The following is a 22,287-nucleotide window of genomic DNA, read 5'->3' as shown; positions in this document are numbered from 1 at the left end:
CCAGCAGCACGTTCATGTGGCCCGGCATGCGCCCGGCCACCGGGTGGATCGCGTACTTCACGGTCACGCCCTTGTGCGTGAGCTTCTCGGCCAGCTCGTTCACCGCATGCTGCGCGCGCGCCACCGCCAGGCCGTAGCCCGGCACGATGATCACGGTTTCTGCGTTGCTCAGCATGTACGCCGCGTCGTCGGCGCTGCCGCTCTTCACGGGGCGCTGCTCCTTCGCACCGCCGCCCGCGCTGACCGCCTCGCCGCCGAAGCCGCCCAGAATCACGTTGAAGAACGAGCGGTTCATCGCCTTGCACATGATGTAGCTCAGGATCGCACCCGAGCTGCCCACGAGGCTGCCCGCCACGATCAGCATCGCGTTGTTCAGGCTGAAGCCGATRCCCGCGGCCGCCCAGCCCGAGTAGCTGTTGAGCATCGACACCACCACCGGCATGTCSGCCCCGCCGATCGGGATGATGATGAGCACGCCCATCACGAAGGCCAGCGCCAGCATCGCGAAGAAGGCCGGCCAGCTYTCGGTGAACATGAACACCAGCCCCAGCCCGATCATGGCCAGCCCGAGCACGAGGTTCAGCATGTGCTGGCCCGCGAACTGCACCGGCGCGCCCTGGAACAGGCGGAACTTGTAGGTGCCCGAGAGCTTGCCGAAGGCGATGACCGAGCCGCTGAAGGTGATGGCGCCGATGGCCGCGCCCAGGAACAGCTCGAGCCGGTTGCCGGTGGGAATGGGCGCGCCCNAGCTTGCCGAAGGCGATGACCGAGCCGCTGAAGGTGATGGCGCCGATGGCCGCGCCCAGGAACAGCTCGAGCCGGTTGCCGGTGGGAATGGGCGCGCCCTTGGCGATGCCTTCGAGCATGGCCGCGGGTTCGACCACGGCCGCGACCGCGATGAACACCGCCGCCAGGCCGATCATGCTGTGGAAGAAGGCCACCAGCTCGGGCATCTTGGTCATCTCGACCGTCTTGGCGCGCCAGGCGCCGTAGCCGCCGCCGGCCACCAGCCCCAGCAGCACCCAGGCCAGGCCCATGAGGTGGCCGCCGGCGATGTTGTAGATCAGCGCACCGGTGGTCACCACCGCAATGGCCATGCGGCCATGCCGAAGACGTTGCCGCGGANCCAGGCGCCGTAGCCGCCGCCGGCCACCAGCCCCAGCAGCACCCAGGCCAGGCCCATGAGGTGGCCGCCGGCGATGTTGTAGATCAGCGCACCGGTGGTCACCACCGCAATGGCCATGCCGGCCATGCCGAAGACGTTGCCGCGGATCGARGTGGTGGGATGGCTCAGGCCCTTCAAGGCCTGGATGAAGCAGACGCTGGCGATCAGGTACAGCAGCGTGACGACGTTCATGCTCATTGGGCTGCTCCTGCGTCAGCCTTCGGTGCGGCCTTCTTTTCCTTCTTCTTGAACATCTCGAGCATGCGCCGCGTGACGAGGAAGCCGCCGAAGATGTTCACCGCCGCGAGAGCGACCGCGAGCACCCCCATGGTCTTGCCYAAGGTGGTTTCGGTGAGCGCGGCCGCCAGCATGGCGCCCACGATCACGATGGCCGAGATGGCGTTGGTCACGGCCATCAGCGGCGTGTGCAGCGCSGGCGTGACGGTCCACACCACGTGGTAGCCCACGTAGATGGCCAGCACGAAGATGATCAGGTTGATGACGGTATGGGAAACGGGATCCATGGGTTCTTCTNGGCGTGACGGTCCACACCACGTGGTAGCCCACGTAGATGGCCAGCACGAAGATGATCAGGTTGATGACGGTATGGGAAACGGGATCCATGGGTTCTTCTCCTCGCGTGTTCGCTTACTTCTTCGTGACCTGGCCGTCCTGCGTGACGCGGCAGGCGGCGACGATGTCGTCCTCGAGGTCGATCTTCAGCGCACCTTCCTTGGTGACGATGAGCTTGAGGAAGTCGAGCACGTTGCGCGCATAGAGCGCCGAGGCRTCGGCCGCCACCAGCGCCGCGAGGTTGGTCTCGCCGACGATGGTCACGCCGTGCTTGATCACGGTCTTGTCGGCCTCCGACAGCGGGCAGTTGCCGCCGATGCCGTCAGGCCCCTTGCCRGCGGCGATGTCGACGATCACCGAACCGGGCTTCATGGCCTTGACCATGTCCTCGGTGATCAGCGTGGGCGCGGCACGRCCGGGAATGAGTGCGGTGCTGATGACGATGTCGGCCAGCGCCACGCGCTTGGCGACTTCGACCTGCTGGCGCGCAAGCCAGCTCGCGGGCATSGGCTTGGCGTAGCCGCCGACGCCGACGGCGGCTTCCTTTTCTTCATCGGTGTCGTACGAGACYTCGATGAACTTGCCGCCCAGCGATTCGATCTGCTCCTTCACGCTGGGACGCACGTCGGAGGCTTCGATGACGGCRCCCAGGCGCTTGGCGGTGGCAATGGCCTGCAGGCCCGCCACGCCGACRCCGAGGATGACGACGCGCGCGGCCTTCACGGTGCCGGCGGCGGTCATGAGCATCGGGAAGAAGCGCTGGTATTTGTCGGCCGCGATCATCACGGCCTTGTAGCCGGCGATGTTGGCCTGCGAGCTGAGCACGTCCATGCTCTGGGCGCGCGTGGTGCGCGGCGCGGCTTCGAGGGCAAAGCCGGTGACACCGGCAGCGGCCAGACGCTGCAGGCCGGCGGCGTCGAAGGGGTTGAGCATGCCGATGACGACGGCGCCGGACTTCAGCAGCGCGGTCTCGGCATCGGTGGGCGTGCGCACCTTGAGCACCATGTCGGCGGCGAACGCGGCGTTCATGTTGGTGATCTCGGCACCGGCGGCCTGGTAGGCGGCATCGGTGACGCTGGCGGCAACGCCAGCCCCCGACTGCACCCGTACGGTGTGCCCNTGAGCATGCCGATGACGACGGCGCCGGACTTCAGCAGCGCGGTCTCGGCATCGGTGGGCGTACGCACCTTGAGCACCATGTCGGCGGCGAACGCGGCGTTCATGTTGGTGATCTCGGCACCGGCGGCCTGGTAGGCGGCATCGGTGACGCTGGCGGCAACGCCAGCCCCCGACTGCACCCGTACGGTGTGCCCKGAGGCCACCAGTTTCTTCACCGTTTCGGGTGTAACAGCCACGCGGGTTTCGCCAGCCAGTGTCTCGGCAGGCACGCCTATCAGCATAGAGATCTCCTCAGAGCAAGGGGCAAACGGAACGCGGGCAGAGCTTACAGCAAGATTACAAACGTTCGCTGTCGCAAAAACGCTCTGTGGTTTTCGCCCCAAAGTGCCGATGAACGTTGTCGCCGCTGCTATTCATTCAATAGCGAATTCGGGTATTCGATAGCGCGTTCGAGGGAGGTGACACGCGTCTATCTCCAACTGACCAGGAAAATCAAGGCTGTTTGTCCAGCAAAAAATTGTTAACAGTCATTAATGAGATTCACAATCAAATTCACTATTTGCATCCAATTGCCACCAAATTTATTAACAATTAATCTGGAAAACGCGATTTGCGTGCATTAGTTGCGGCCTTTGAACTTTACGTTAGTCGCAGATGGATACACTCCGACCCCAAATCGTCAGCTCACCGAGACTGACGAAGGAGGAAGAAGGGGATGGAATGCGAATTGCAGTACTCGACGACGGTGTAGATCAACCCAAGCGGATCAATCAAACCATGACGGCACTCGAGCACGAGTGCCATTCCTATACGGAAGGAAAGGCGCTGTTGCAGGCGATGCGCCGGCAAACCTTCGACCTGCTGATACTCGACTGGAATCTGCCCGACATGAAGGGCCCCGACGTCGTGAAGTCCATCCGCCGCGAACTCAATAGCCGGCGTCCCATTCTTTTCGTGACCGACAGGCACGACGAGGGAGATTTGGTCGAAGGCCTCAATGCGGGCGCGGACGACTTCATGGTCAAGCCCGCCCGCGCCGGTGAACTCGAAGCTCGCGTGAATGCGCTGCTGCGCCGCTCCTACCCGGCCCAGCACGAGGCCGAGCTGGTCTTCGGCCCCTACCACTTCTATCCGCCCTCGCGCCTCCTGAAGGTTCGCGGGGTGCAGGTCGAGTTGAAGAACCGGGAGTACGAACTCGCGCTGTTCCTGTTCCAGAACCTCGGGCGGCTGCTCTCGCGCGAGCACCTGCACGAGGCCGTCTGGGGCCTTGGCATCGAGGCGCTGTCGCGCTCGCTCGACACCCACATCTCGCGCCTTCGGACCAAGCTCGACCTGCGCCCCGCAAACGGTTTCCTGCTGCTGGCCATCTACGGCCTGGGGTACAGGCTGGAAACGATCGAAGCCGATGCGCTGCCGGGGATCGGCGTGCGCTGAGCCGGGAATCTCCGGCACGCTACAGTCTCGAACGGTTTCCACCGTTGCGGACCCAGCCTTGCAGGACTGGCTGTGCGCCCCACCAGAAGGCTTGAGACGAATGAACCCGATGATCCGATTGCTGCTCGCAGCCACGTTGCTCTGGAGCTGGTTCGGCCCGGCCGCCGCACAGGAGGTCGAAGCCAGCGACATGGTGCGAGGCGGCATGCAGGTGATCCAGATGATCGACCAGGGCAAGGCCGGCGAACTGTGGGACGGCGCCACCCCCGCCGCCCGCAAGCGCGTGACGCGCACCGATTTCACCACCCAGATCGCCAGGAGCCGCGCCCCGATCGGCGCACCGCAGATGCGCATCTGGGTGTCAGTCAACCGCCAGATCGTGGCCGACGCCGACGGCGATACGGCCGGCCAGTACGTCAGCGTCGAATACGAGACCCGCTTCGCGAACAAGCCCGACGGCACCTTGCGCGAGCTCGTGAGCTTTCACCTCGACAGCGATCGTGTCTGGCGCTTCAGCGGCTACGCGCTGAAATAAGAGGGCCGAAAACATGGCAGCAGGCCCGCGCTGGAAACCCAACGTCACCGTGGCCGCGGTGATCGAGCGCGACGGGCGCTTCCTGCTGGTCGAGGAGCAGACTGCTGATGGCCTGCGGCTCAACACGCCCGCGGGGCACCTCGACCCCGGCGAATCCCCGGCCGAGGGCTGCGTGCGCGAAACCCTCGAAGAAACCGCCCATCATTTCACGCCAACGGCGCTCATCGGCATCTATATGGCGCGCTCGCGGCCGGCGGCCGAGAGGGGCGAAGACACCACCTACATGCGCTTCGCCTTCGCAGGCACCCTGGGCGCGTTCGAAGAAGGCCGCCCGCTCGATGAAGGCATCGTGCGCACCGTCTGGATGACGGTGGATGAAATCCGCGCCAGCGTGGCGCGGCATCGCAGCCCGCTGCTGCTGCAGTGCATCGAAGACCATCTGGCGGGCAAGCGCCACCCGTTGGACGTGGTCCACGTCGACGAATCGGTGCGCTCGGCGCCCTGAGTCAGACGATGACGCCGCCGCCAAGGCAGCGTTCGCCGTCGTAGAGCACGGCCGACTGCCCCGGCGTGACGGCCCATTGCGGTTCGCCGAAGCGCAGGGCGAACGCGACGCCGGAGTCTCCCCCGGTATCCATCTCGCAGGCCGCATCGGCCTGCCGGTAGCGCGCCTTCGAGCCATAGCCGCGCGGTGCCGGCGCCTCGCCGGAGACCCAACTCGCATCGTCTGCCTTCAGCTCCGACGACAGCAGCCACGGATGGTCGTGTCCCTGCACCACCCACAGCGTGTTCTTCTCGACGTCCTTGCGCGCCACGAACCAGGGCGAATGGTCGCCCGAGCCGCGCTGTGCGCCCCTCTCCTTCACGCCGCCGATGCCCAGCCCCTGCCGCTGCCCCAGCGTGTAGAAGCTCAGCCCCTGGTGCTCGCCCAGCTTGCGGCCGCGGTCGTCCTTGATGGGGCCGGGCTCCTTGGAGATGTAGCGGTTGAGGAACTCGCGGAACGGCCGTTCGCCGATGAAGCAGATGCCGGTCGAGTCCTTCTTCTTCGCGTTGGGCAGGCCGATCTCTTCCGCGATGCGGCGCACCTCGGTCTTGTGCAGTTCGCCGACCGGGAACAGCGTCTTCGACAGCTGCGCCTGATTCAGGCGGTGCAGGAAGTAGCTCTGGTCCTTCGACGGATCGAGCCCCTTGAGCAGTTCGTGCTTGTCGGTGGCCTCGTTCAGCCGCACGCGCGCATAGTGCCCGGTCGCGATCTTCTCGGCGCCCAGGCGCATGGCATGGTCGAGGAAGGCCTTGAACTTGATCTCGGCGTTGCACAGCACGTCGGGGTTCGGCGTGCGGCCGGCCTTGTACTCGCGCAGGAACTCGGCGAACACGCGATCCTTGTAGTCGGCGGCGAAGTTGACGTGCTCGATCTCGATGCCCAGCACGTCGGCCACGCTGGCGGCGTCCACGAAGTCGATGTTCGACGAGCAGTATTCGCTGTCGTCGTCGTCTTCCCAGTTCTTCATGAAGATGCCGACCACCTCGTGCCCCTGCTGCTTGAGCAGGTGCGCCGTTACCGCGGAGTCCACTCCGCCGCTCAGTCCCACAACGATCCGATGCTTTGCCATAAGCCTTCTATTGTCCCAGCCCCGTCGAAGGGGCTTCCGGCGTGTGGGAAATCGGGAAAACCCGTGTCGCCGGTTTGTCAGCCCACGGGCCATCGACGGGAGGGCCGGCGCTAAAGTGATCCGGACGAAGGCGGCAGCAAGACCCGCCGCGCCATTCACGACAACAGCAAGCGGAGACAAGACGCATGACCACACCTTCCACCGCCGCGAATTCCGGCGACACCCTCCCCTGGACACGCGCCTACCCCGCGGGCATGCGCTGGGACGCCGAGCTGCCCGTGAAGCCGGTGCAGCAGATGCTCGACGAGGCCGTCGAGCGCTGGCCCGAGCGCTCCGCCGTCGAGTTCATGGGCCAGGTCATCACCTACCGCGAACTCGGCGCCGCCGTCGAGCGCTCGGCCAAGGGCCTGCAGGTCCTGGGCGTGAAGCCCGGCGTGCACGTCGGCCTCTACCTGCCGAACACGCCGCACTACCCGATCGCCTTCTTCGCGGTGCTGAAAGCCGGCGGCACGGTGGTGAACTATTCGCCGCTCGACGCCGAGCGCGTGCTGGCCCACAAGATCGAGGACAGCCGCACCGACATCCTCGTCACGCTCGACCTCGTCAACCTCTATCCGCAGATGGCGCGCCTGCTCGACAACTCGCGCCTGAAGACGCTGGTGGTCGGCAGCCTCGGCGACTACGGCGCCATGGGCGACAAGGTGCAGGCCCAGCTGCAGGGCGCCGGCCAGATCGCCCCCGTGCCCGTGGACGACCGCCACGTGCGCTTCACCGAGCTGCTGAAAAGCGAGGGCGCGCACAAGACCTACCCGCTGGGCGACCTCGCGGAAGAAATCGTGGTGCTCCAGTACACCGGCGGCACCACCGGCCTGCCCAAGGGCGCGATGCTCACGCACGCCAACCTCACGTCGGCCTCGGCGCAGTACTACGAGTCGACCAAGGGCGATCCGCCCATCCTGGCCGAGGGCACCGAGCGCTTTCTGGTGGTGCTGCCGCTCTTCCACATCTTCGCGCTCAGCGCCGCGATGCTGCTCGGCGTGCGCCTGGGCGCGGCGCTGGTGCTGCACACGCGCTTCGACGTCGACGCGGTGATGAACGAGCTCGCCGCCAGCCGCATCAGCGTGTTCCCCGGCGTGCCGACGATGTACACCGCCATCCTCTCGCACCCGAAGGCGAAGGAGATGGACCTGCGCTCGCTCAAGTTCTGCGGCTCCGGCGGCGCGCCGCTGCCGGTGGAAGTGGAGCAGCGCTTCTTCGAGCTCACCGGCTGCCACCTCAACGAGGGCTGGGGCATGACCGAGACCTCGCCCGTGGGCACCTTCACGCCTGCGCGCGGCCTGCGCAAGGCGGGCTCGTGCGGCATGCCGCTGCCTCAGGTGCGCATCAAGCTCGTGAGCCTGGACGATCCGTCGAAGGACGTCACCACCTTCGGCGAGGCGGGCGAGCTCTGCATCAAGGGCCCGAACGTGATGAAGGGCTACTGGAACAACCCCAAGGCCACGGCCGAGTCGATGACGGCCGACGGCTACTTCCGCAGCGGCGACGTCGCGAAGATGGACTCCGACGGCTACCTCTACATCGTCGACCGCACCAAGGACATGCTGCTGTGCGGCGGCTACAACGTCTATCCGCGCGTGCTGGAAGAGGCGGTGTACGAGCACCCCTCGGTGGCCGAGGTCTGCGTGATCGGCATCCCCGACGAGTACCGCGGCCAGTCGCCCAAGGCCTTCGTGAAGCTGAAGGAAGGCGCGCCCGAACTGACGCTCGATGCGCTCAAGGCCTTCCTGAAGGACCGCCTCGGCAAGCACGAGATGATCGGCGCGCTGGAGATCCGCGCCGAGCTGCCCAAGACGCCCGTGGGCAAGCTCTCGAAGAAGGATCTCGTCGACGAGGAAGCGCGCAAGCGGGCGGTGTAGCAGCCGCGGCTGCTTACTGCTTCTTCTGTCCGAAGGCTTCGGCCAGCAGCTCGTAGGAGCGCAGCCGGGCCGCGTGGTCGAACACCTGCGAGGTGATCATGAGTTCGTCGGCACCGGTGCGCGCCACGAAGGCCTCGACGCCCTTCTTCACCGTGTCGACCGAACCCACCGCGGAGCACGACAGCACGGAGTCGAGCAATGCGTTCTCCGCCGGCCCGACCTTCTGGCGGTAGTTTTCCACCGGCGGCGGCAGGCGCCCCGGCCGGCCGCTGCGCAGGTTCACGAAAGCCTGCTGCCACGAGGTGGCGCGGAACTCGGCTTCGGCATCGATGTCCGCCGCGAACACGTTGAAGCCCAGCATCACGTACGGCTTCTGCAGCTGCGCCGACGGCTTGAAGGTCTCGCGGTAGATCTGGATGGCCTGCATGATCTGCTGCGGCGCGAAGTGCGAGGCAAAGGCATAGGGCAGGCCCAGGTGCGCCGCGAGCTGCGCGCCGAAGGTGCTCGACCCGAGGATCCACACCGGCACTTCGAGCCCCGCGCCGGGCACGGCATGCACCGGCTGCTGCGGCGTCTTCGACATGAAGTCCATCAGCTCGATCACGTCCTGCGGAAACTGGTCCGCGTCCGATTCGAGGTTGCGCCGCAAGGCCCGCGCGGTGCGCTGGTCGGAGCCCGGCGCGCGCCCGAGGCCGAGGTCGATGCGCCCCGGGTACAGCGACTCCAGCGTGCCGAACTGCTCGGCGATCACGAGCGGCGAATGGTTCGGCAGCATCACGCCGCCGGCGCCGATGCGGATGGTCGACGTGCCTGCCCCCACGTACGACAGCAGCACCGCAGTGGCTGCGCTCGCGATGCCCGGCATGCCGTGGTGCTCGGCCAGCCAGTAGCGCGTGTAGCCCAGCTTCTCGCCATGCTGCGCCAGCGAGAGCGAGTTGCGGAACGACTGCGCGGCGTCGCTGCCTTCGGTGATCGGGGAAAGGTCGAGGATCGATAACGGAATCATGGCGCGATCATGGCGCGAACCGCCAAAGCCGTCGCGCGAGGGGCTATTCAGTTGGGTATGGCGTCATCACGCTCACGCGCCGGGGCTCCGCTTGCGCCATTGGCCGAGGTCGGCTTCGATGCGCTCGTCGACGTTGCCGCTCCAATGCGCGCCAAAGCCGGCCGCGCGCAGCAGCTCCACGATGCGGTGGCCCACCACCACGGTGTTGGCTTCGCGCTGTTCGATCTCGGGGATCATGCCGCCACTGAAGGCCAGGCGCAGGCGGCCGGTGCGCACCGCGGTGTCGAGGTCCTGCGAGTGATAGAAGCAGCAGCCGCGAATGCCCGAGGCCAGCCGCCCCGCGGCGCGCCACTGCTCGCGCACGTCGTCGTGGCCGTCGGCCAGCGTGTTGCCCGCGCGATGCAGCGCAATGATCTTCTCGCCGCGCAGCTGCGCGAAAACCGCTTCGAGCCGGTCGTATTCGGTCTGCGCGGGCCACCCGGATTCGGCCGCGCGCTTGGCGGCGCAGGCGCGTGCGGCCTCGGCCTTCACCCAGGCACGGTCCTCGGCGGAGAGCTCGTCCGGATCGAGGTACTCGTCGGTGATCATCCATTCGACGTCGGCATCGGGATGGAAGCCGCTCCACACGAGATCGTGGATGCGTCCGCGTGTGTCTTCAGGATCGAGAGTGAGGGCCATGCGTGTTGGGTTGCCGCATCGGCGGCGACGAATCGTGCTTTCTTGTTTGTCTGCTGGCGGGAGCGGTTTATTTTCGCCCACCGCATCAGGACGGCGCAGTAATGCGAAAGCATGAGCCCCTGCGGCCACCCCTTCCGCGCCGCGCCATCATGAAGGATGCGCCAGGACAAGGCAATGCAACGCGGCCCCTGCGGCTGGCTATGCTCGGCGGCTCTTCATGCCGCAGCGCCATCCTTCCATCGACCTGATCGCCCACCCTCGCGTGGCCGAGCTGCCGCCTTTCGACGAGCACGTGCCCACCGAATGGTGCTCCGACGCGCCGCAGGCCACCGAGCGCATGCAGAAGCCGTTCTCCGACTGGATCGCATGGCTGGTCGCGCTGGCGGTGCTGGCTTTCATGGCCGTGTTCGGCTTCCAGGCCATCACGTGGTCGCTGCGCGGCGGCTGGCAATGGCTCTGGCTGCTGGTGGGGCTGCCGTTCTTCGGCATCTTCTCGGTGTCGACGGTGATGTTCCTCGTGACCACGCTGCGCGAGCGCCGCCGCGTGCGCGTGGCACTCGAAAACATGTCGCTTGAACGCGGCGAAGGCTTCCGCGCGGACATGCCGCTGGACCAGCGCCTGCGCGCGACGGTGCCGCCCGCGCGGGACGGCGAACGCACCGCGGCGCCGGAGCGCATCGGCGTGCGCCTGATGCAGCGCGCGATCCGCCACGACCCCGACGGCCACGCCGTGCTGGTGGACGAATGCCGCGACGAAACGGTGGCGCACTGCGAAGCCGCCGACGATGCGCACGGCAGCCGGCGGGTCTATGCGTGGACGCTGCGCGCGGGCCCGGCGCACGAAGGCGCGACGCAATGGTTCATCACGCTGCACGACGCGGCGCTGCCCGGCGGCCCGCCCTTCCTCGTGGCGGCGCTGCGGGAACTGCCTTCGGCTTGAGCCGGCCAAAAAAACCGGGCCATGCGTTTGCATGGCCCGGTTTCTGTCTTTTGCCTGGCGGAAGGCTGTCGCGGCGGATTACAGCGGCAGGCTGTCGCCGCGGGCTGCAGCGCGGGCAGCGGCACGCACCGCGGCGCGGTCCACCGTGCTGGCCAAGACCGGTGCAGCAACGGCGGAAGCGCCTTCGGCATACGGATCGGCACTGTGCGCGGCGGCCACGGCATCGGCGCGAACGGCGGCGCGGCTGACGGTCGAGACGATCACGCGGGCCGGGCCGGCATCGGCGCCGGTGGCGTAGGGGTTGGCGCTGTGGGCAGCAACCACGGCCTGGCCGGCGACGTCGGCGCGGCTGGCGGCCGAGGTCAGCTGGTGCACGCCTTCGTACGATTCAGCGTGGGCGGCGCCGGCAGCGGCCAGCAGGGCGATGGAGATAGCGGAGAGGAGCTTCGAGGCGGTCATTTGGATGTCCTTCAATTCGTTTCAGTTCTTTTGCACTTGGATGATTTCGAACCGGTCTTGGGTGGGTCACCGTCCCTTCGGGGGGCGGCCACCTCGCTCGGGGCCCTGTTCACCCAGATCAGCTTGGGGGCCGGTCTGTGAGATGAATTGTGCGCCGTTATCTAAGTAAAAACCCTTAGCAAACGGAACCACGGTGTTCACACGTTGGAAACAATCTCCCGTTTCCGGAGGAGATCGCGGCTTGCCGTAGAGTCTTTGCATGCGCGAGCCCGCCTCCCCTCTTCCACCCCTCCCGCCCCTGTCGGCCTGGGGCACTGCGGACACCGTCTTCGACAGGCTGGCAGGCGCGTGGGACCTGGAGCGGACCATCGAGGGCCAGGCCTCCATGAGCGGCGTCGCGGTGTTCACGCCGCTCGAGACGGGAATGCTGAAGTACCGCGAAGAGGGCCGGATCCGGCTGGCCGACGGCAAGGAGTTCGACGGGCATCGCGAATACTTCTTCGAGCGCGTTCCCGGGGGATTCGCGGTGCACTTTGCCGAGAGCCCGCCGCGCCTGTTCCATGCCGTCGGCATCGTGTGCGACGGCGATGTGCTCGCGGGGTCGGCCACTCACCTGTGCACGCCCGACACCTACGACAGCGGCTACCGCTTTCTGCCGGACGGCTCCTTCACGATCCGCCACGCGGTGCGCGGCCCGCGCAAGGACTATCTCTCGGCCACTGTCTTCAAGCGGCGCGGCGGCTAGATCGACCGGTCAGTCGCGGTCGAGCCGCCAGCCCGGCATGCCGCGCATCACGGTCTGCACGAGCATCGCGCAGAGGCCGCACTTGATCAGGTCGCCGGGAATGAAGACCAGCATGGCCAGCGCCGCTTTTGGCAGCGGCATGTGGGCCACCAACGACAGCCCGACGATGCCGAAGGCATAGATCACGAAGATGCCGCCGACCACCGACGACAGGAAGGCCGCCGCCAGCAGGGGCAGGCCGGTGGCGCCGGCCATGCGGCGCACCGCCAGGCGCATCAGCAGGCCGCAGGCGAAGGCGCCGAACATCCAGCCGAACAGGAAGCCCGACGTCGGCCCCACGAACACGCTCAGGCCGCCTCGGCCGCCGGGCAGCAGCGGCAGGCCCAGCGCCACCGCGAGCAGGAACAGCGCGATGGCCAGGAAGCCGCGGCGCGGCCCCAGCAGGCAGCCCGCCAGCATCACGCCCAGCGACTGCAGCGTGATCGGCACGCCGAACGGCAGGTCGATCTTCGGAATCAGGCCGAACACCGCCATCAGCGCCGCGAACAGCGCGATGTACGACAGGGAACGGGACGAAGTAAGGGCGCCGGTGGTGGTCATGGCAGTCAATCGCAATCGAAAGGAAAGAAGAAGGTCAGCGCCCGAGCCGCGCGGCCAGCGCATCGGCCACGCGCTCCGCCGTCTGCAGCGTGCGGATGGTCAGCGGCGCCAGCAGCCGCAGGCCGCCGCCGTGGCCGGAACGCGCGCGGTAGGCATCGTCGAGGCGCTGCCACTGCACATAGAAATTCTCGGCGAAGCGCAGCATCAGGCCAAGCCCGAGCGCGATCCGCTCGGTCGGCACGCCGAAGCGCTGCAGCGGATGCAACACGGCCTCGAGCACCGCCAGCAGGTCTTCGAAGCGCGTGGTCCAGGTCAGCATCAGCGCGAGCGTGGCCGCGCTGGCAAGGCGCAGCGCGCTGGCCACGCCGAGCGGGGTCGTGCCCATCGCCCAGTGGAAGCCGACGATCATCCCGCCGGCGATCGCCACGCCGAGCAGCATGCGCACGCGGCGCCACGCGGGCGGCCCGAGCGAGGCGAAGATCAGCAGCACCACCGCACATGCGACGGCCAGGTGCACCGGCCGTTCGACCAGCACCAGCAGCGTGCCGCACACCGACAGCAGCGCGAGCTTGACCCACGCCGCGATCGCATGCATCCACGTCGGCTGCTCCGAATACAGGCTACGCACGGCGGCCCCGCTCCGATGCGGCGCGCTCGCGCACGTTCTCGGCATAGGCCTCGCACACCTCGCGGCCCGGCCCGTCGGCGCGCACCCTGCCCTGTTCGAGCCACAGCACGCGCTCGAAGTCGTAGACGTGTTCGAGCAGGTGCGTGGACACGAGGATCTGGTGATCGCTGGCGTCGAGCTGCGCGGCCAGCCGCGCCTGGCTAAGCAGGTCGAGGCTGGCGAAGGGCTCGTCGAGCAGCAGCGTGGCGGGCTCGCTGATCTGCAAGGCCAACAGGCACACCTGCTGGCGCTGCCCCTGGCTCAGCTCGCCCACGGCGCGAGCGGCCCAGGCCTCGAGCCCGCGCCGAGCAAGAAAGTCGCGCGCCTGCTGCCGCGCAGCCTGCCGCGTTTCGCCGCGCGCGGTGAGGCTGAAGGCCAGCTCCTCGGCCACGGTCGGAAAGATGATCTGGTCGTCGGGGTTCTGGAACATCAGCCCCACGTGCTTCGACAGCTGCCTGCGGTCGGCCTGCGTGTCGCAGCCATGCACCACCACCCGGCCCTGCTGCGGCTGGTCGAGCCCGCTGATCAGGCGGAACAGGCTGCTCTTGCCCGCCCCGTTGTCGCCGATCAGGCCGATGCGCGCCTCCTGCAGGTGGAGCGTCAGCCCCTCGAAGACATGCTGGCTGCCGCGCACCAGCGTCACCGCTTCGAGGCGGATGCTGTGCGGGGAATCGGGTTCGGGCGGGGTCGGCTGCGGCAAGGGGCGCCCACTGTACCCGAACGCGCCCTTGCGGCGCCGGGCTCAGGGCGTGGCGGCGAAGAGCCCGTTGATCTCACCGACGGACAGCATGCCCTCGCCCATCGCACCGAAGCGGCCATGCTCGAAGGCTTCTCTGGCGATGCGGCCGACCAGCCCCAGCGCCGACTGCAGCGGGCCACAGCCCAGGCTGATGCGCCGCGCGCCGGCACGCGCAAAGCCCTCGGCCGGCGGCGCACCGGCATAGCCCGCGTACACGTTCACGGGCAGGCTCACCGCACCGGCCATGCCGGCGATCTCTTCGAGGCTGGACATGCCTGGCACGAAGATGCCGTCGGCGCCCGCCGCCGCATACAGCCGCGCGCGGCGCTTCGCCTCCTCGAAGCGCGCCGCCGGGTCGTCCCAGGGCACGAAGTAGGCGTCGGTGCGCGCGTTGATGAAGAAGCGCGCGTCCAGCTTGCGGATGGCGACGATGCGCTCGCACAGCACCTCCGGCGGCGCCAGCTCGCGCGTGCCCGGCCGCGTGCCGTCCTCGATGTTGATGCCGGCCGCGCCCATGTCGATCAGCGCGCCCGCCACGTCGCACACCCCCTGAGCGCTGTCGCCGAAGCCGCTTTCGATGTCGACGCTCACCGGCACGCCCGCCACGCGGCAGATGCGCGCACAGGCCGCGAGCAACTCGCTGGCCGGCATGCGCTCGCCGTCCGCGTAGCCGAGCGACCAGGCCATGCCCGCGCTGGTGGTGCCGATGGCCGTGGCCCCGGCGCGCTCGACGATGCGGGCGCTGGCGGCGTCCCAGGCGTTCACCAGCACCAAGGGGTCGGGCCCGGCGTGCAGGCGATGAAAGATGTCGGCTTGCTGCCGTGACGATTCGGAGGAATGCATGTGCGATGGCCCGAAGGCGTTGTGGAATGACTGCAGCGTAAGGGCGTCCCGCATCCAGGACTTGGAAAAACTTGCTCCTGCGCGCTCTGTGCCGCTCAGGAAGCCATCAACGCCACTACGGGATAGCGCCGCCACCCGGGCTCCGCATGGCGCTGTCCATGGGCGAAGAGAAAACCCAGTACCGCCTGCGGATCGGACAGCTTGTCGGGGTGAGCGACCTTCCATTGCTCGAACTGCCGCTTCAGCGCGGGTTCTTCCTCCAGCATCCGAAGCGCGGTGTCCTCGAAGACGTAGGCCGAGAAGTTCTCCTTCTTCTCCAGCACGCTGTTGAAGAAGCCCCAGCGGAAGAAGCTGTCGTGGGCTTCGGGCTCCAGCGTCTCGACCACGTAGCGGGCGTTGGCCTGGTCCAGCGGTACCCACACGTCGCCCGCATGCGCCTGAAAGGGCTCGGTGTGCGCAGCGAGCACCACCTCGTCATGGAACATGTGCCCTTCGTAGGCGTTCGCGCGGGAGGCCACGCTCTGGATGCGATACACGCGCGCCGCATCGAACAGCCGGTCCGCTTCGAGACGCTGCAACTCGACGCCATTCCACGCCAGCCGCTCGATCACTTCGCGCCAGGCCCGGGGCACGAGATAGGCCTTGGGCGCGGCCACGGACGCGACTTCGACGCAGCGGTCGAAGTGCACGATGTCCTTCTCCCAAGGCTGGCCGCGGTCGTAGGCCAGGCGCTCATAGGTACCCAGCTGGCTGGGCGTGCGAACCGCGCGATAGCCCTTGAAGCGCAGGCTCGCCGGCCGGCTGCGGTCGTTGCGCCATGCCAGCGGCCAGCGCGCCTGTTGCGCCGCGGCGGCCCGGGCCTCGCGGCGCAGTTCCTGAATGCGCGCCGCATGCCCCACGGTGAACTCCAGCACCACCTCGACCAGCGTCCGCATGGCAGCCACGCGGTCGGCAAAGGGCTTGAGCATGTGGGTCTCGGGCATGAAGCCGATGGTGTGGTGCAGCGCGGCATAGCCGGTGGAAAAGCGCGGCAGGTCGAGGAAATCCTCGATGCCGTCGTCCGGCGTCTCGGCCAGCAGGTTCACGTACGGGCAGGTGGGCCAGCCGCGCCGGTCCATGCCGCCGTAGATCGCCGGCAGCATGCTCTCGCGCAGGAACTGTCCCAGCCCGCCGCCCAGCTTGTCTGGCTGGGTCGGGATCAGCGTCATGGTGTAGCTGTAGTCCGCGCCGTTGGAGGTGTGGGTGTCGACCATCACGTCCGGGTCCCACGCGGTGAAGAACTTGTTGAACACCTGCGCGGCGAGGCTGTCGCACTTGATGAAATCGCGGTTCAGGTCGAGATGCCGGCCGTTGCCGCGGAAACCGAACGACTCGGGGCCGAGCTGGTTCACGCGCGAGGTGTCCTGGCGGTTGATGCAGCCGTCCACGTTGTAGACCGGGATGAAGAGGAACACCGTCTTGCCCAGCGCGGCCAGCCTCTCAGGCTGCGTGCAGAAATCGCGCACCAGCGCCATGCAGGTGTCGATGCCCTCGGGCTCCCCGGGATGGATGCCGTTGTTGTTGAAGAACACCGGGCGGCCCTGCCGCTTGAGCGTTTCGCGGTCGAACACGCCGTCGGCCGTGACCACGCCCGCATGGAGCGGAGCGCCGGTGTCCGAAGTGCCGATCTCGCCCCAGTGCAGCACGCCGGGGAAATCCCTGGCCAGCTGCTCGTAGAAGGCGATGCATTCCGCCCAGGTGGTGGTCTGGTTGCCGTTGCCTGACTCGAACGGCGTGGAGTACGGTGTGGCTCGTGAAGAGGTCATGGGAAGAAGGCTACAGTAGTCGCCCCGATCCGGTCATCCAGCCCTTCTTTCTGCAAAGAGCCAAGAGCCTGCCAGACACGGCCGCAACACACATTCAAGGAAACAGACATGGGCGCTCAATGGAAAGCGAAGCACAAGGATCTGGCAGCCAACGCCAAGGGCCGGCTGTTCAGCAAGCTCGTCAAGGAAATCCTGGTGGCCGCGCGCAGCGGTGCCGACCCGGCCTCCAACGCGCGCCTGCGGCTGGTGGTGGAGCAGGCCCGCAAGGTCTCGATGCCCAAGGACACGCTCGACCGCGCCATCAAGAAAGGCGCGGGCCTCACGGGCGAGTCTGTTCACTACGAGCACGTGATCTACGAAGGCTTCGCGCCGCACCGCGTGGCGGTGATGGTCGAATGCCTCACCGACAACGTGAACCGCACCGCGCCTGAAATGCGCGTGCTGTTCCGCAAGGGCCAACTCGGCACCTCGGGCTCGGTGTCATGGGACTTCGACCACGTCGGCATGATCGAAGCCGAACCCGCCAGGCCCGACGCCGACCCCGAGGTGGCCGCCATCGAAGCCGGCGCGCAAGACTTCGAACCGGCCGGCGAGGACCACCCCGCTGTCTTCCTCACCGACCCCACCGATCTGGACCTCGTGAGCCGCGCCCTGCCCGCCCAGGGCTTCACCGTGCTGTCAGCCAAGCTGGGCTACAAGCCCAAGAACCCGATCGATCCGGCGAGCCTGAGCGCCGAGGCGCTGGAAGAAGTCGAAACCTTCCTGGCGGCCATCGACGCGAACGACGACGTGCAGAACGTGTTCGTGGGCCTGGCGGGTTGAACTCCCGGCCGCGCATGCTCGCCGGCAGATGCCTGTGCGGCGCGGTCCACTACGCGGTGGCGGATGAATTTGCCTACGCACTGAACTGCCATTGCTCCGACTGCCGGCGCGCGACCGGCTCGGCGTTCAAGCCCTTCGCGGGCATCGAGCGCGGCAAGTTCGCCATCACGCAGGGCGAGGACGGCATCACGGTCTACGGCAAGCCTGACGCGGGCGACCTGCACTGCGCCAAGTGCGGCTCGCTGCTGTGCTCGGTCGTGCGCGACGGGCAGTTCGTGCACGTCACACTGGGCACGCTGGTCGACACGCCCACCGTCCGGCCGAGCGCGCACATCTTCGTCGGCTCGAAGGCGCCGTGGTTCACGATCACGGACGACCTGCCGCAACACAAGGGCCACGCCGGCGGGAACTGAACCGCCCGCGCAAGAAGATGCCGGCCCGGCGCCGACAACGACATCCTGTGCCGTAGCGCGGCCCCAGTTCGGGCCTGCGCAGGCAGGGAGCGCTCCTATGCTCGATGAACTCTCTCTTCATCCCTGGAGCTTTCCCATGTCACTGCAAGATTTCAAGGTCCTCACCTTCGATGTCGTCGGCACGCTGATCGACTTCGAGGGCGGCATGCTCGCCTACCTGCGCAGCGCGGCGCCCAATGCCGATGTGGGCGATGACGACTTCCTCGCCGCCTACCGGCGAGCCCGCGCCGATGGCAGCGCCGGCTGGTATCCCGACGACCTCGAGCGCTGCTGGCACGCCATCGCTCCCGCGCTGGGCCTGCCCGACACGGATGCCATTGCGAAGGGCCTGCGCGACTCGGTTGCCGAGTGGCCGGCGTTCCCCGATTCGGTCGAGGCGCTGAAGCGGCTCGGCAAGCGCTTCAAGCTGGTGACGATGACCAATGCGCAGGCCTGGGCGCTGGCGCATTTCGACAAGACCCTGGGCTCGCCCTTCGACATGCTGCTGAGCTGCGACGATGCACTGTGCGAGAAGCCCGACGCGCGCTACTTCGCCTACGCCCGCGGCCGCTTCGAAGGCGCGTGGGGGTTCAAGCAGGCCGACAACCTGCACGTGGCGCAAAGCCAGTACCACGACATCGGCATCGCGAAGCAGCTCGGCATCGCCACCTGCTGGATCGAGCGCCGCCACGCGCAGAAGGGCTCCGGCGGGACCATCGAGTCGAAGCACACCGTGCCCGACCATCACTTCCATACGCTGGCCGAACTGGCCGACGCCGTGGAAGCAGGGCGCTGAGCACGGCGGGCATCGCCATCGCAACGCCTTCCTCGCGATGGCCGCCCAGGGGCACCCTGCCTGCCATCGATCCATTCCCATATCGCGATTCGAATATTCACAAGGAGCTTCCATGACCACTGTCTTCCGCCCCAAGTACATCAGCTTCGATTGCTACGGCACCCTCACCAACTTCCAGATGGCGCCGATGGCGCGCAGGCTCTTCGCCGACCGCGTCAGCCCGGAAAACATCGAACAGTTCTGCCAGGACTTCGCCGCTTACCGGCTCGACGAAGTGCTGGGCGACTGGCAGCCTTACTACGACGTCGTCTACAACTCGGTCCTGCGCACCTGCAACCGCTGGGGCGTGCCGTTTCGCGAGGCCGACGTCTCGGAGATCTACAACGCCGTGCCCACCTGGGGCCCGCACCCGGACGTGACGGCAGGCTTGGCCAGGATCGCCGACAAGATCCCGCTGGTGATCATCTCGAACGCCATGGACGCGCAGCTCGTGCACAACGTGAAGCTGCTCGGCGTGCCCTTCCACCGGGTCTATACGGCGCAGCAGGCCAAGGCCTACAAGCCCCGCCTGCGCGCCTTCGAATACATGATCGACTCGTTGAATGCGAAGCCGGAAGACTTCCTGCACGTGTCGTCGTCGATGCGCTACGACCACATGTCGGCGCGCGACGTGGGCATCAAGGACAAGGCTTTCGTCAATCGCAAGCACGAACCCGGTGTTCCAGCCTACGGCACGACCGAGATCTCCGACATCGGTGGCCTGCCGGCGCTGGTCGGTCTCTGAGTCTGGCGCGATCGCCGGTCATGCCGGCGATCGCTTCTTTCAAGCCGCCCGTTTCTGCGAATCCGCCGCAAAGCGCCCGATGGAGAAGCTCTCGATCGGCGTCGACGTGCGGCCGGTGGCGATCAGCTCGGCCATGGTCTCGCCCACGCCGGGGCTGATCGCGAAGCCCTCGCCGCAGAAGCCGAAGGCGTAGTGCAGGCCAGGCACGCGGGCGCTGAGGCCCATCACCGGCTGCCAGTCGGCCATGTAGCCCTCGATGCCGCTCCACACGCGGATCAGCTGCACGTGTTCGAACGCCGGCACCACGCGGCGCAGTTCGCGCATCTGGCGCAGCACGTTGTCGGGCTTGACGTAGGCGCGGATACGGTCGGCGTGCGCCGGCCCCTTGAAGCCGCCGCCGAAGACGATGTTGCCGCGCGAGATCTGGCGGAAGTACATCCCCTCCTGCTCGATCGGCGAGGAGACGCCGATCGACGGACCGATCGCATAGGGCAGCGGCTCGGTCACGCCCATCTGCGGTCCGCGCGCCTCCATCGGCACGGGCTCGCCGAACTGCTCGGCCATGCGGTTCGACCAGGCGCCGCAGGCCACGAGCAGCTGCGGCGCGCGAAAGCGCCGGCCGTCCGCGGTGTGCGCCGCGAAGCCCCCGCCGTCACGCTCGACCTTCATCACCTCGGCATGCTCGACGATATTCGCGCCCGCGCGCCGCGCCGCCCGCGCGAAGGCCGGTCCGGCCAGGCGCGGATTGGCATGGCCGTCGTTCGGCGACAGCGAACCGCTCACCACCTCGGGCGCGAAGATGCCCCAGCGCTTGCGCAGCTGCGCGGCGCTGAAGAGCTCCAGGTCGAGGCCCAGCGGCTTCACGTCTCTCGCGTGCTGCTCGAGCACCGCGGCCTGCTGCTCGGTGTAGCAGACGCGCAGGTGGCCGTAGGGCACGAACTCCAGGTCCTCGCCGAGCAGTTCGTTCACGCGGCCCCAGACGGCGCGCGCGCGGTTGGCCAGCGGCATCTGCGCCAGCACGCGGCCCTGGCGGCGCACGTTGCCGAAGTTGGTGCCGCTGGCCTGGCGGCCGACCAGTTCGCGCTCGAGCAGCGTGACCGACAGGCCGTGCTGGCGGCGCAGGAAGAAGGCGGCGGTGGTGCCCATCAGGCCACCGCCGAGCACCAGCACGTCGGTGTGGGTGGTTTCGCTCATGGACTCACCTCGCGCGTATTCATCATCAATGGCTTGACCGGCGCCTGCGAACGCAGGCGGCCCACCAGCTGCACCGGCACGCCGCTGGCCTGCGCCACGATCTCCGCCGACGCATGGCCGCAGAAGCGGCCCTGGCAGCGCCCCATGCCGACACGGCTGAAGGCCTTGGCGCGATTGACTTCGTGGCTGTCCATCTCGTTGACGCAGCGGCGCAGTTCGCCCGCCGTCACGGCTTCGCAGCGGCACACGACCGCCTCGTCGGGCAATGCTGCGGCCTGCGCATGCGGCCACGGAAAGGCGCGCGCCAGTCCTTCGCGGAAGCGGTTCATCTGCGCCAGCGTGCGGCGCAGCGCGGCGGACTCCGCGTCGTAGAGCGCGCGGCCCGTCGCATGGCCGAGGTCGGCCAGCGCCGCAAGCGCGGCCAGCCGGCCGGCGGCCTCGGCGCCGTCGGCACCGAGGATGCGGACGCCGTCACCAGCCAGGTACACGCCGCGCGTGCTGCTGCGGCCGTCGGCATCGATGCGCGGCAGCCACTGCCGGCTCACGGGTTCGAAGTCGAACTCGCAGCGCGCGAGATCGGCCAGCTGCGTCTCGGCGCGCAGGTGCCAGCCAAGGCCGACGGCATCGCACGCGAAGCGCTGCTCGCGCCCCTGGGCATCGCGCACGGCCACGGCCTGCACGCCGAGGCTGTCGTCGCCATCGATGGCGAGCGGCACCACGCCCTGCAGCACCGGCACGCCCGCACTGCGCAGCCCGCGGATCAGCGCGAGCCCGCGCAACGCCAGCCGCGGCCGCGCGAGCAGCCCGCGCACGGCACTCCAGGACTTGGCGGCCGGCGCGGTGTCGAGCACCGCCGCCACCTGCGCGCCGGCCTGCACGTACTGCGACGCCACGAGATACAGCAGCGGGCCGCTGCCCATGAAGACCACGCGCGAACCGATGGCGCAGGCCTGCGCCTTCAGCGCGATCTGCGAAGCGCCCAGGCTGTAGCAGCCGGCGCGGTGCCAGCCCGCCACGGGCATCAGGCGGTCGGTTGCGCCGCTGCAGACCAGCAAGGCATCGAACGGCAGCACCTGCGGCTCGCCGGCATGCACGACGTGCAGCGCGCCCTCGCTCACGTTCCAGGCCAGCGTCTCGCCGCGGTAGTCGATGTGGGCGCGCAGCGCGTCGAAGTCGTGGTGCAGCGCCTGTGCCTTCGCGGCTTCGGTGCCGTAGAGCTTGGCGTAGGGCCGCTTGAAGCCTTCGGGCTGGCGGCGGTAGATCTGTCCGCCGTCGCGCCGGCCTTCGTCCACCACCACGGGCCGTACGCCGGCGCGCACCAGCGCCTGCGCGGCGCGCACGCCCGCGGGGCCGGTGCCGACCACGACGATGCGTGGCAAAGGCGAAGCTGGCGGCATCGCGC

At 67.9% G+C, this 22,287-nt stretch carries 23 protein-coding genes and 4 pseudogenes; 10 read left to right on the top strand and 17 right to left on the bottom strand.

The window, feature by feature from the left end; translation table 11 throughout:
- The 6 genes and pseudogenes from ASD05_RS30585 to ASD05_RS29290 all read right to left on the bottom strand — a co-directional run.
- Window positions 1-746: pseudogene (locus tag ASD05_RS30585) on the bottom strand (NAD(P)(+) transhydrogenase (Re/Si-specific) subunit beta); the annotation flags it as partial.
- Between the two features lies 1 nt (window position 747).
- Window positions 748-1,125, bottom strand: a pseudogene (locus ASD05_RS30580) (NAD(P)(+) transhydrogenase (Re/Si-specific) subunit beta); the annotation flags it as partial.
- A 1-nt stretch (window position 1,126) separates the two neighbouring features.
- Window positions 1,127-1,363: NAD(P)(+) transhydrogenase (Re/Si-specific) subunit beta (locus ASD05_RS29295; protein WP_235507851.1), on the bottom strand; the 237-nt coding region annotated here is incomplete at its 3' end.
- Window positions 1,360-1,689: an NAD(P) transhydrogenase subunit alpha gene (locus ASD05_RS05000; protein ID WP_056588578.1), complete on the bottom strand. Its 330-nt coding sequence runs from the start codon at window positions 1,687-1,689 to the stop codon at window positions 1,360-1,362. The genes ASD05_RS29295 and ASD05_RS05000, both read right to left, overlap by 4 nt.
- A 124-nt stretch (window positions 1,690-1,813) precedes the next feature.
- Window positions 1,814-2,857: pseudogene (locus tag ASD05_RS04995) on the bottom strand (NAD(P) transhydrogenase subunit alpha); the annotation flags it as partial.
- Between the two features lies 1 nt (window position 2,858).
- A pseudogene (locus ASD05_RS29290) lies at window positions 2,859-3,138 on the bottom strand (NAD(P)(+) transhydrogenase (Re/Si-specific) subunit alpha); the annotation flags it as partial.
- Between the two features lie 439 nt (window positions 3,139-3,577).
- Here ASD05_RS29290 and ASD05_RS04990 point away from each other — a divergent pair.
- The 3 genes from ASD05_RS04990 to ASD05_RS04980 all read left to right on the top strand — a co-directional run bounded on the left by ASD05_RS04990 (window position 3,578) and on the right by ASD05_RS04980 (window position 5,331).
- The gene (locus ASD05_RS04990) at window positions 3,578-4,291 is read left to right on the top strand and encodes a response regulator transcription factor (protein WP_056588574.1); all 714 of its coding nucleotides are present in this window, start codon (window positions 3,578-3,580) and stop codon (window positions 4,289-4,291) included.
- A 100-nt stretch (window positions 4,292-4,391) separates the two neighbouring features.
- Window positions 4,392-4,826, top strand: a complete 435-nt coding sequence (locus ASD05_RS04985) for a DUF4019 domain-containing protein (RefSeq protein WP_056588572.1) — start codon at window positions 4,392-4,394, stop codon at window positions 4,824-4,826.
- A 13-nt stretch (window positions 4,827-4,839) separates the two neighbouring features.
- The gene (locus tag ASD05_RS04980) at window positions 4,840-5,331 is read left to right on the top strand and encodes an NUDIX hydrolase (protein ID WP_056588570.1); all 492 of its coding nucleotides are present in this window, start codon (window positions 4,840-4,842) and stop codon (window positions 5,329-5,331) included.
- A 1-nt stretch (window position 5,332) separates the two neighbouring features.
- Here ASD05_RS04980 and mnmA read toward each other — a convergent pair whose 3' ends face one another.
- Window positions 5,333-6,439 (bottom strand): tRNA 2-thiouridine(34) synthase MnmA, encoded by a 1,107-nt coding sequence (gene mnmA / locus ASD05_RS04975; RefSeq protein ID WP_056588568.1) that lies wholly within the window; start codon window positions 6,437-6,439, stop codon window positions 5,333-5,335.
- A 185-nt stretch (window positions 6,440-6,624) separates the two neighbouring features.
- On the opposite strand from mnmA, the gene ASD05_RS04970 reads away from it, so the two are divergent.
- Window positions 6,625-8,355 (top strand): long-chain-fatty-acid--CoA ligase, encoded by a 1,731-nt coding sequence (locus ASD05_RS04970; protein ID WP_056588567.1) that lies wholly within the window; start codon window positions 6,625-6,627, stop codon window positions 8,353-8,355.
- 13 nt (window positions 8,356-8,368) lie between these two features.
- Here the strand turns inward: ASD05_RS04970 and ASD05_RS04965 are convergent, their stop codons facing one another.
- Both ASD05_RS04965 and ASD05_RS04960 read right to left on the bottom strand, forming a co-directional pair.
- Window positions 8,369-9,361, bottom strand: a complete 993-nt coding sequence (locus tag ASD05_RS04965; RefSeq protein WP_056588565.1) for an LLM class flavin-dependent oxidoreductase — start codon at window positions 9,359-9,361, stop codon at window positions 8,369-8,371.
- 72 nt (window positions 9,362-9,433) lie between these two features.
- Window positions 9,434-10,039 (bottom strand): DUF6891 domain-containing protein, encoded by a 606-nt coding sequence (locus ASD05_RS04960; RefSeq protein ID WP_056588563.1) that lies wholly within the window; start codon window positions 10,037-10,039, stop codon window positions 9,434-9,436.
- Between the two features lie 217 nt (window positions 10,040-10,256).
- Between ASD05_RS04960 and ASD05_RS04955 the strand changes: the two genes are divergently transcribed.
- Window positions 10,257-10,979 (top strand): hypothetical protein, encoded by a 723-nt coding sequence (locus ASD05_RS04955; RefSeq protein ID WP_056588562.1) that lies wholly within the window; start codon window positions 10,257-10,259, stop codon window positions 10,977-10,979.
- Window positions 10,980-11,057: 78 nt separating this feature from the next.
- Here ASD05_RS04955 and ASD05_RS04950 read toward each other — a convergent pair whose 3' ends face one another.
- Complete coding sequence (locus tag ASD05_RS04950; RefSeq protein ID WP_056588556.1) at window positions 11,058-11,438, bottom strand: hypothetical protein; 381 nt, start codon at window positions 11,436-11,438, stop codon at window positions 11,058-11,060.
- A gap of 259 nt (window positions 11,439-11,697) precedes the next feature.
- Between ASD05_RS04950 and ASD05_RS04945 the strand changes: the two genes are divergently transcribed.
- Window positions 11,698-12,183: a DUF6314 family protein gene (locus tag ASD05_RS04945; RefSeq protein WP_056588552.1), complete on the top strand. Its 486-nt coding sequence runs from the start codon at window positions 11,698-11,700 to the stop codon at window positions 12,181-12,183.
- A gap of 9 nt (window positions 12,184-12,192) precedes the next feature.
- On the opposite strand, the gene ASD05_RS04940 is transcribed toward ASD05_RS04945, so the two are convergent.
- The 5 genes from ASD05_RS04940 to ASD05_RS04920 all read right to left on the bottom strand — a co-directional run bounded on the left by ASD05_RS04940 (window position 12,193) and on the right by ASD05_RS04920 (window position 16,837).
- Complete coding sequence (locus tag ASD05_RS04940) at window positions 12,193-12,783, bottom strand: biotin transporter BioY (protein WP_056588549.1); 591 nt, start codon at window positions 12,781-12,783, stop codon at window positions 12,193-12,195.
- Between the two features lie 34 nt (window positions 12,784-12,817).
- The gene (locus ASD05_RS04935) at window positions 12,818-13,411 is read right to left on the bottom strand and encodes an energy-coupling factor transporter transmembrane component T family protein (protein ID WP_056588546.1); all 594 of its coding nucleotides are present in this window, start codon (window positions 13,409-13,411) and stop codon (window positions 12,818-12,820) included.
- Window positions 13,404-14,150 carry an energy-coupling factor ABC transporter ATP-binding protein gene (locus ASD05_RS04930; RefSeq protein ID WP_007828457.1) on the bottom strand — a complete coding sequence of 249 codons (747 nt, stop codon included), beginning with the start codon at window positions 14,148-14,150 and terminating at the stop codon, window positions 13,404-13,406. The genes ASD05_RS04935 and ASD05_RS04930 overlap by 8 nt, the downstream gene beginning before the upstream one ends.
- A 42-nt stretch (window positions 14,151-14,192) precedes the next feature.
- Window positions 14,193-15,032, bottom strand: coding sequence for an isocitrate lyase/PEP mutase family protein (locus ASD05_RS04925; protein WP_056588544.1), 840 nt, complete (start codon window positions 15,030-15,032; stop codon window positions 14,193-14,195).
- Window positions 15,033-15,127: 95 nt separating this feature from the next.
- A complete protein-coding gene (locus ASD05_RS04920; RefSeq protein WP_056588541.1) occupies window positions 15,128-16,837 on the bottom strand; it encodes a M14 family zinc carboxypeptidase in 1,710 nt (569 codons plus the stop codon).
- A 108-nt stretch (window positions 16,838-16,945) separates the two neighbouring features.
- On the opposite strand from ASD05_RS04920, the gene ASD05_RS04915 reads away from it, so the two are divergent.
- From ASD05_RS04915 to ASD05_RS04900, 4 genes are all read left to right on the top strand, one after another.
- Window positions 16,946-17,659 carry a YebC/PmpR family DNA-binding transcriptional regulator gene (locus ASD05_RS04915; RefSeq protein ID WP_056588537.1) on the top strand — a complete coding sequence of 238 codons (714 nt, stop codon included), beginning with the start codon at window positions 16,946-16,948 and terminating at the stop codon, window positions 17,657-17,659.
- A 14-nt stretch (window positions 17,660-17,673) separates the two neighbouring features.
- Window positions 17,674-18,072 (top strand): GFA family protein, encoded by a 399-nt coding sequence (locus ASD05_RS04910; RefSeq protein ID WP_056588534.1) that lies wholly within the window; start codon window positions 17,674-17,676, stop codon window positions 18,070-18,072.
- A 136-nt stretch (window positions 18,073-18,208) separates the two neighbouring features.
- Window positions 18,209-18,907: an HAD-IA family hydrolase gene (locus tag ASD05_RS04905; RefSeq protein WP_056588532.1), complete on the top strand. Its 699-nt coding sequence runs from the start codon at window positions 18,209-18,211 to the stop codon at window positions 18,905-18,907.
- 112 nt (window positions 18,908-19,019) lie between these two features.
- Window positions 19,020-19,691: a haloacid dehalogenase type II gene (locus tag ASD05_RS04900; RefSeq protein ID WP_056588526.1), complete on the top strand. Its 672-nt coding sequence runs from the start codon at window positions 19,020-19,022 to the stop codon at window positions 19,689-19,691.
- A gap of 39 nt (window positions 19,692-19,730) precedes the next feature.
- Here the strand turns inward: ASD05_RS04900 and ASD05_RS04895 are convergent, their stop codons facing one another.
- Window positions 19,731-20,885: an NAD(P)/FAD-dependent oxidoreductase gene (locus ASD05_RS04895; protein WP_056588523.1), complete on the bottom strand. Its 1,155-nt coding sequence runs from the start codon at window positions 20,883-20,885 to the stop codon at window positions 19,731-19,733.
- Window positions 20,882-22,282 carry an NAD(P)/FAD-dependent oxidoreductase gene (locus ASD05_RS04890; protein ID WP_056588800.1) on the bottom strand — a complete coding sequence of 467 codons (1,401 nt, stop codon included), beginning with the start codon at window positions 22,280-22,282 and terminating at the stop codon, window positions 20,882-20,884. Before ASD05_RS04890 ends, ASD05_RS04895 begins: the two co-directional genes overlap by 4 nt.
- Between the last annotated feature and the right edge of the window lie 5 nt (window positions 22,283-22,287).

Source organism: Variovorax sp. Root434, from assembly GCF_001426595.1.
In the GTDB taxonomy this organism is placed as follows: domain Bacteria; phylum Pseudomonadota; class Gammaproteobacteria; order Burkholderiales; family Burkholderiaceae_C; genus Variovorax.
This window is presented reverse-complemented; position numbering and strand designations above follow the sequence as displayed.

Excerpts from the sequence above, each read along its gene's own strand:
- ASD05_RS04990 (WP_056588574.1), top strand. The coding sequence starts at position 3,578 with ATGCGAATTGCAGTACTCGACGACGGTGTAGATCAACCCAAGCGGATC.
- ASD05_RS04985 (WP_056588572.1), top strand. The coding sequence starts at position 4,392 with ATGAACCCGATGATCCGATTGCTGCTCGCAGCCACGTTGCTCTGGAGC.
- ASD05_RS04980 (WP_056588570.1), top strand. The coding sequence starts at position 4,840 with ATGGCAGCAGGCCCGCGCTGGAAACCCAACGTCACCGTGGCCGCGGTG.
- mnmA (WP_056588568.1), bottom strand. The coding sequence starts at position 6,439 with ATGGCAAAGCATCGGATCGTTGTGGGACTGAGCGGCGGAGTGGACTCC.
- ASD05_RS04970 (WP_056588567.1), top strand. The coding sequence starts at position 6,625 with ATGACCACACCTTCCACCGCCGCGAATTCCGGCGACACCCTCCCCTGG.
- ASD05_RS04965 (WP_056588565.1), bottom strand. The coding sequence starts at position 9,361 with ATGATTCCGTTATCGATCCTCGACCTTTCCCCGATCACCGAAGGCAGC.
- ASD05_RS04960 (WP_056588563.1), bottom strand. The coding sequence starts at position 10,039 with ATGGCCCTCACTCTCGATCCTGAAGACACACGCGGACGCATCCACGAT.
- ASD05_RS04955 (WP_056588562.1), top strand. The coding sequence starts at position 10,257 with ATGCCGCAGCGCCATCCTTCCATCGACCTGATCGCCCACCCTCGCGTG.
- ASD05_RS04950 (WP_056588556.1), bottom strand. The coding sequence starts at position 11,438 with ATGACCGCCTCGAAGCTCCTCTCCGCTATCTCCATCGCCCTGCTGGCC.
- ASD05_RS04945 (WP_056588552.1), top strand. The coding sequence starts at position 11,698 with ATGCGCGAGCCCGCCTCCCCTCTTCCACCCCTCCCGCCCCTGTCGGCC.
- ASD05_RS04940 (WP_056588549.1), bottom strand. The coding sequence starts at position 12,783 with ATGACCACCACCGGCGCCCTTACTTCGTCCCGTTCCCTGTCGTACATC.
- ASD05_RS04925 (WP_056588544.1), bottom strand. The coding sequence starts at position 15,032 with ATGCATTCCTCCGAATCGTCACGGCAGCAAGCCGACATCTTTCATCGC.
- ASD05_RS04920 (WP_056588541.1), bottom strand. The coding sequence starts at position 16,837 with ATGACCTCTTCACGAGCCACACCGTACTCCACGCCGTTCGAGTCAGGC.
- ASD05_RS04915 (WP_056588537.1), top strand. The coding sequence starts at position 16,946 with ATGGGCGCTCAATGGAAAGCGAAGCACAAGGATCTGGCAGCCAACGCC.
- ASD05_RS04910 (WP_056588534.1), top strand. The coding sequence starts at position 17,674 with ATGCTCGCCGGCAGATGCCTGTGCGGCGCGGTCCACTACGCGGTGGCG.
- ASD05_RS04905 (WP_056588532.1), top strand. The coding sequence starts at position 18,209 with ATGTCACTGCAAGATTTCAAGGTCCTCACCTTCGATGTCGTCGGCACG.
- ASD05_RS04900 (WP_056588526.1), top strand. The coding sequence starts at position 19,020 with ATGACCACTGTCTTCCGCCCCAAGTACATCAGCTTCGATTGCTACGGC.
- ASD05_RS04895 (WP_056588523.1), bottom strand. The coding sequence starts at position 20,885 with ATGAGCGAAACCACCCACACCGACGTGCTGGTGCTCGGCGGTGGCCTG.
- ASD05_RS04890 (WP_056588800.1), bottom strand. The coding sequence starts at position 22,282 with ATGCCGCCAGCTTCGCCTTTGCCACGCATCGTCGTGGTCGGCACCGGC.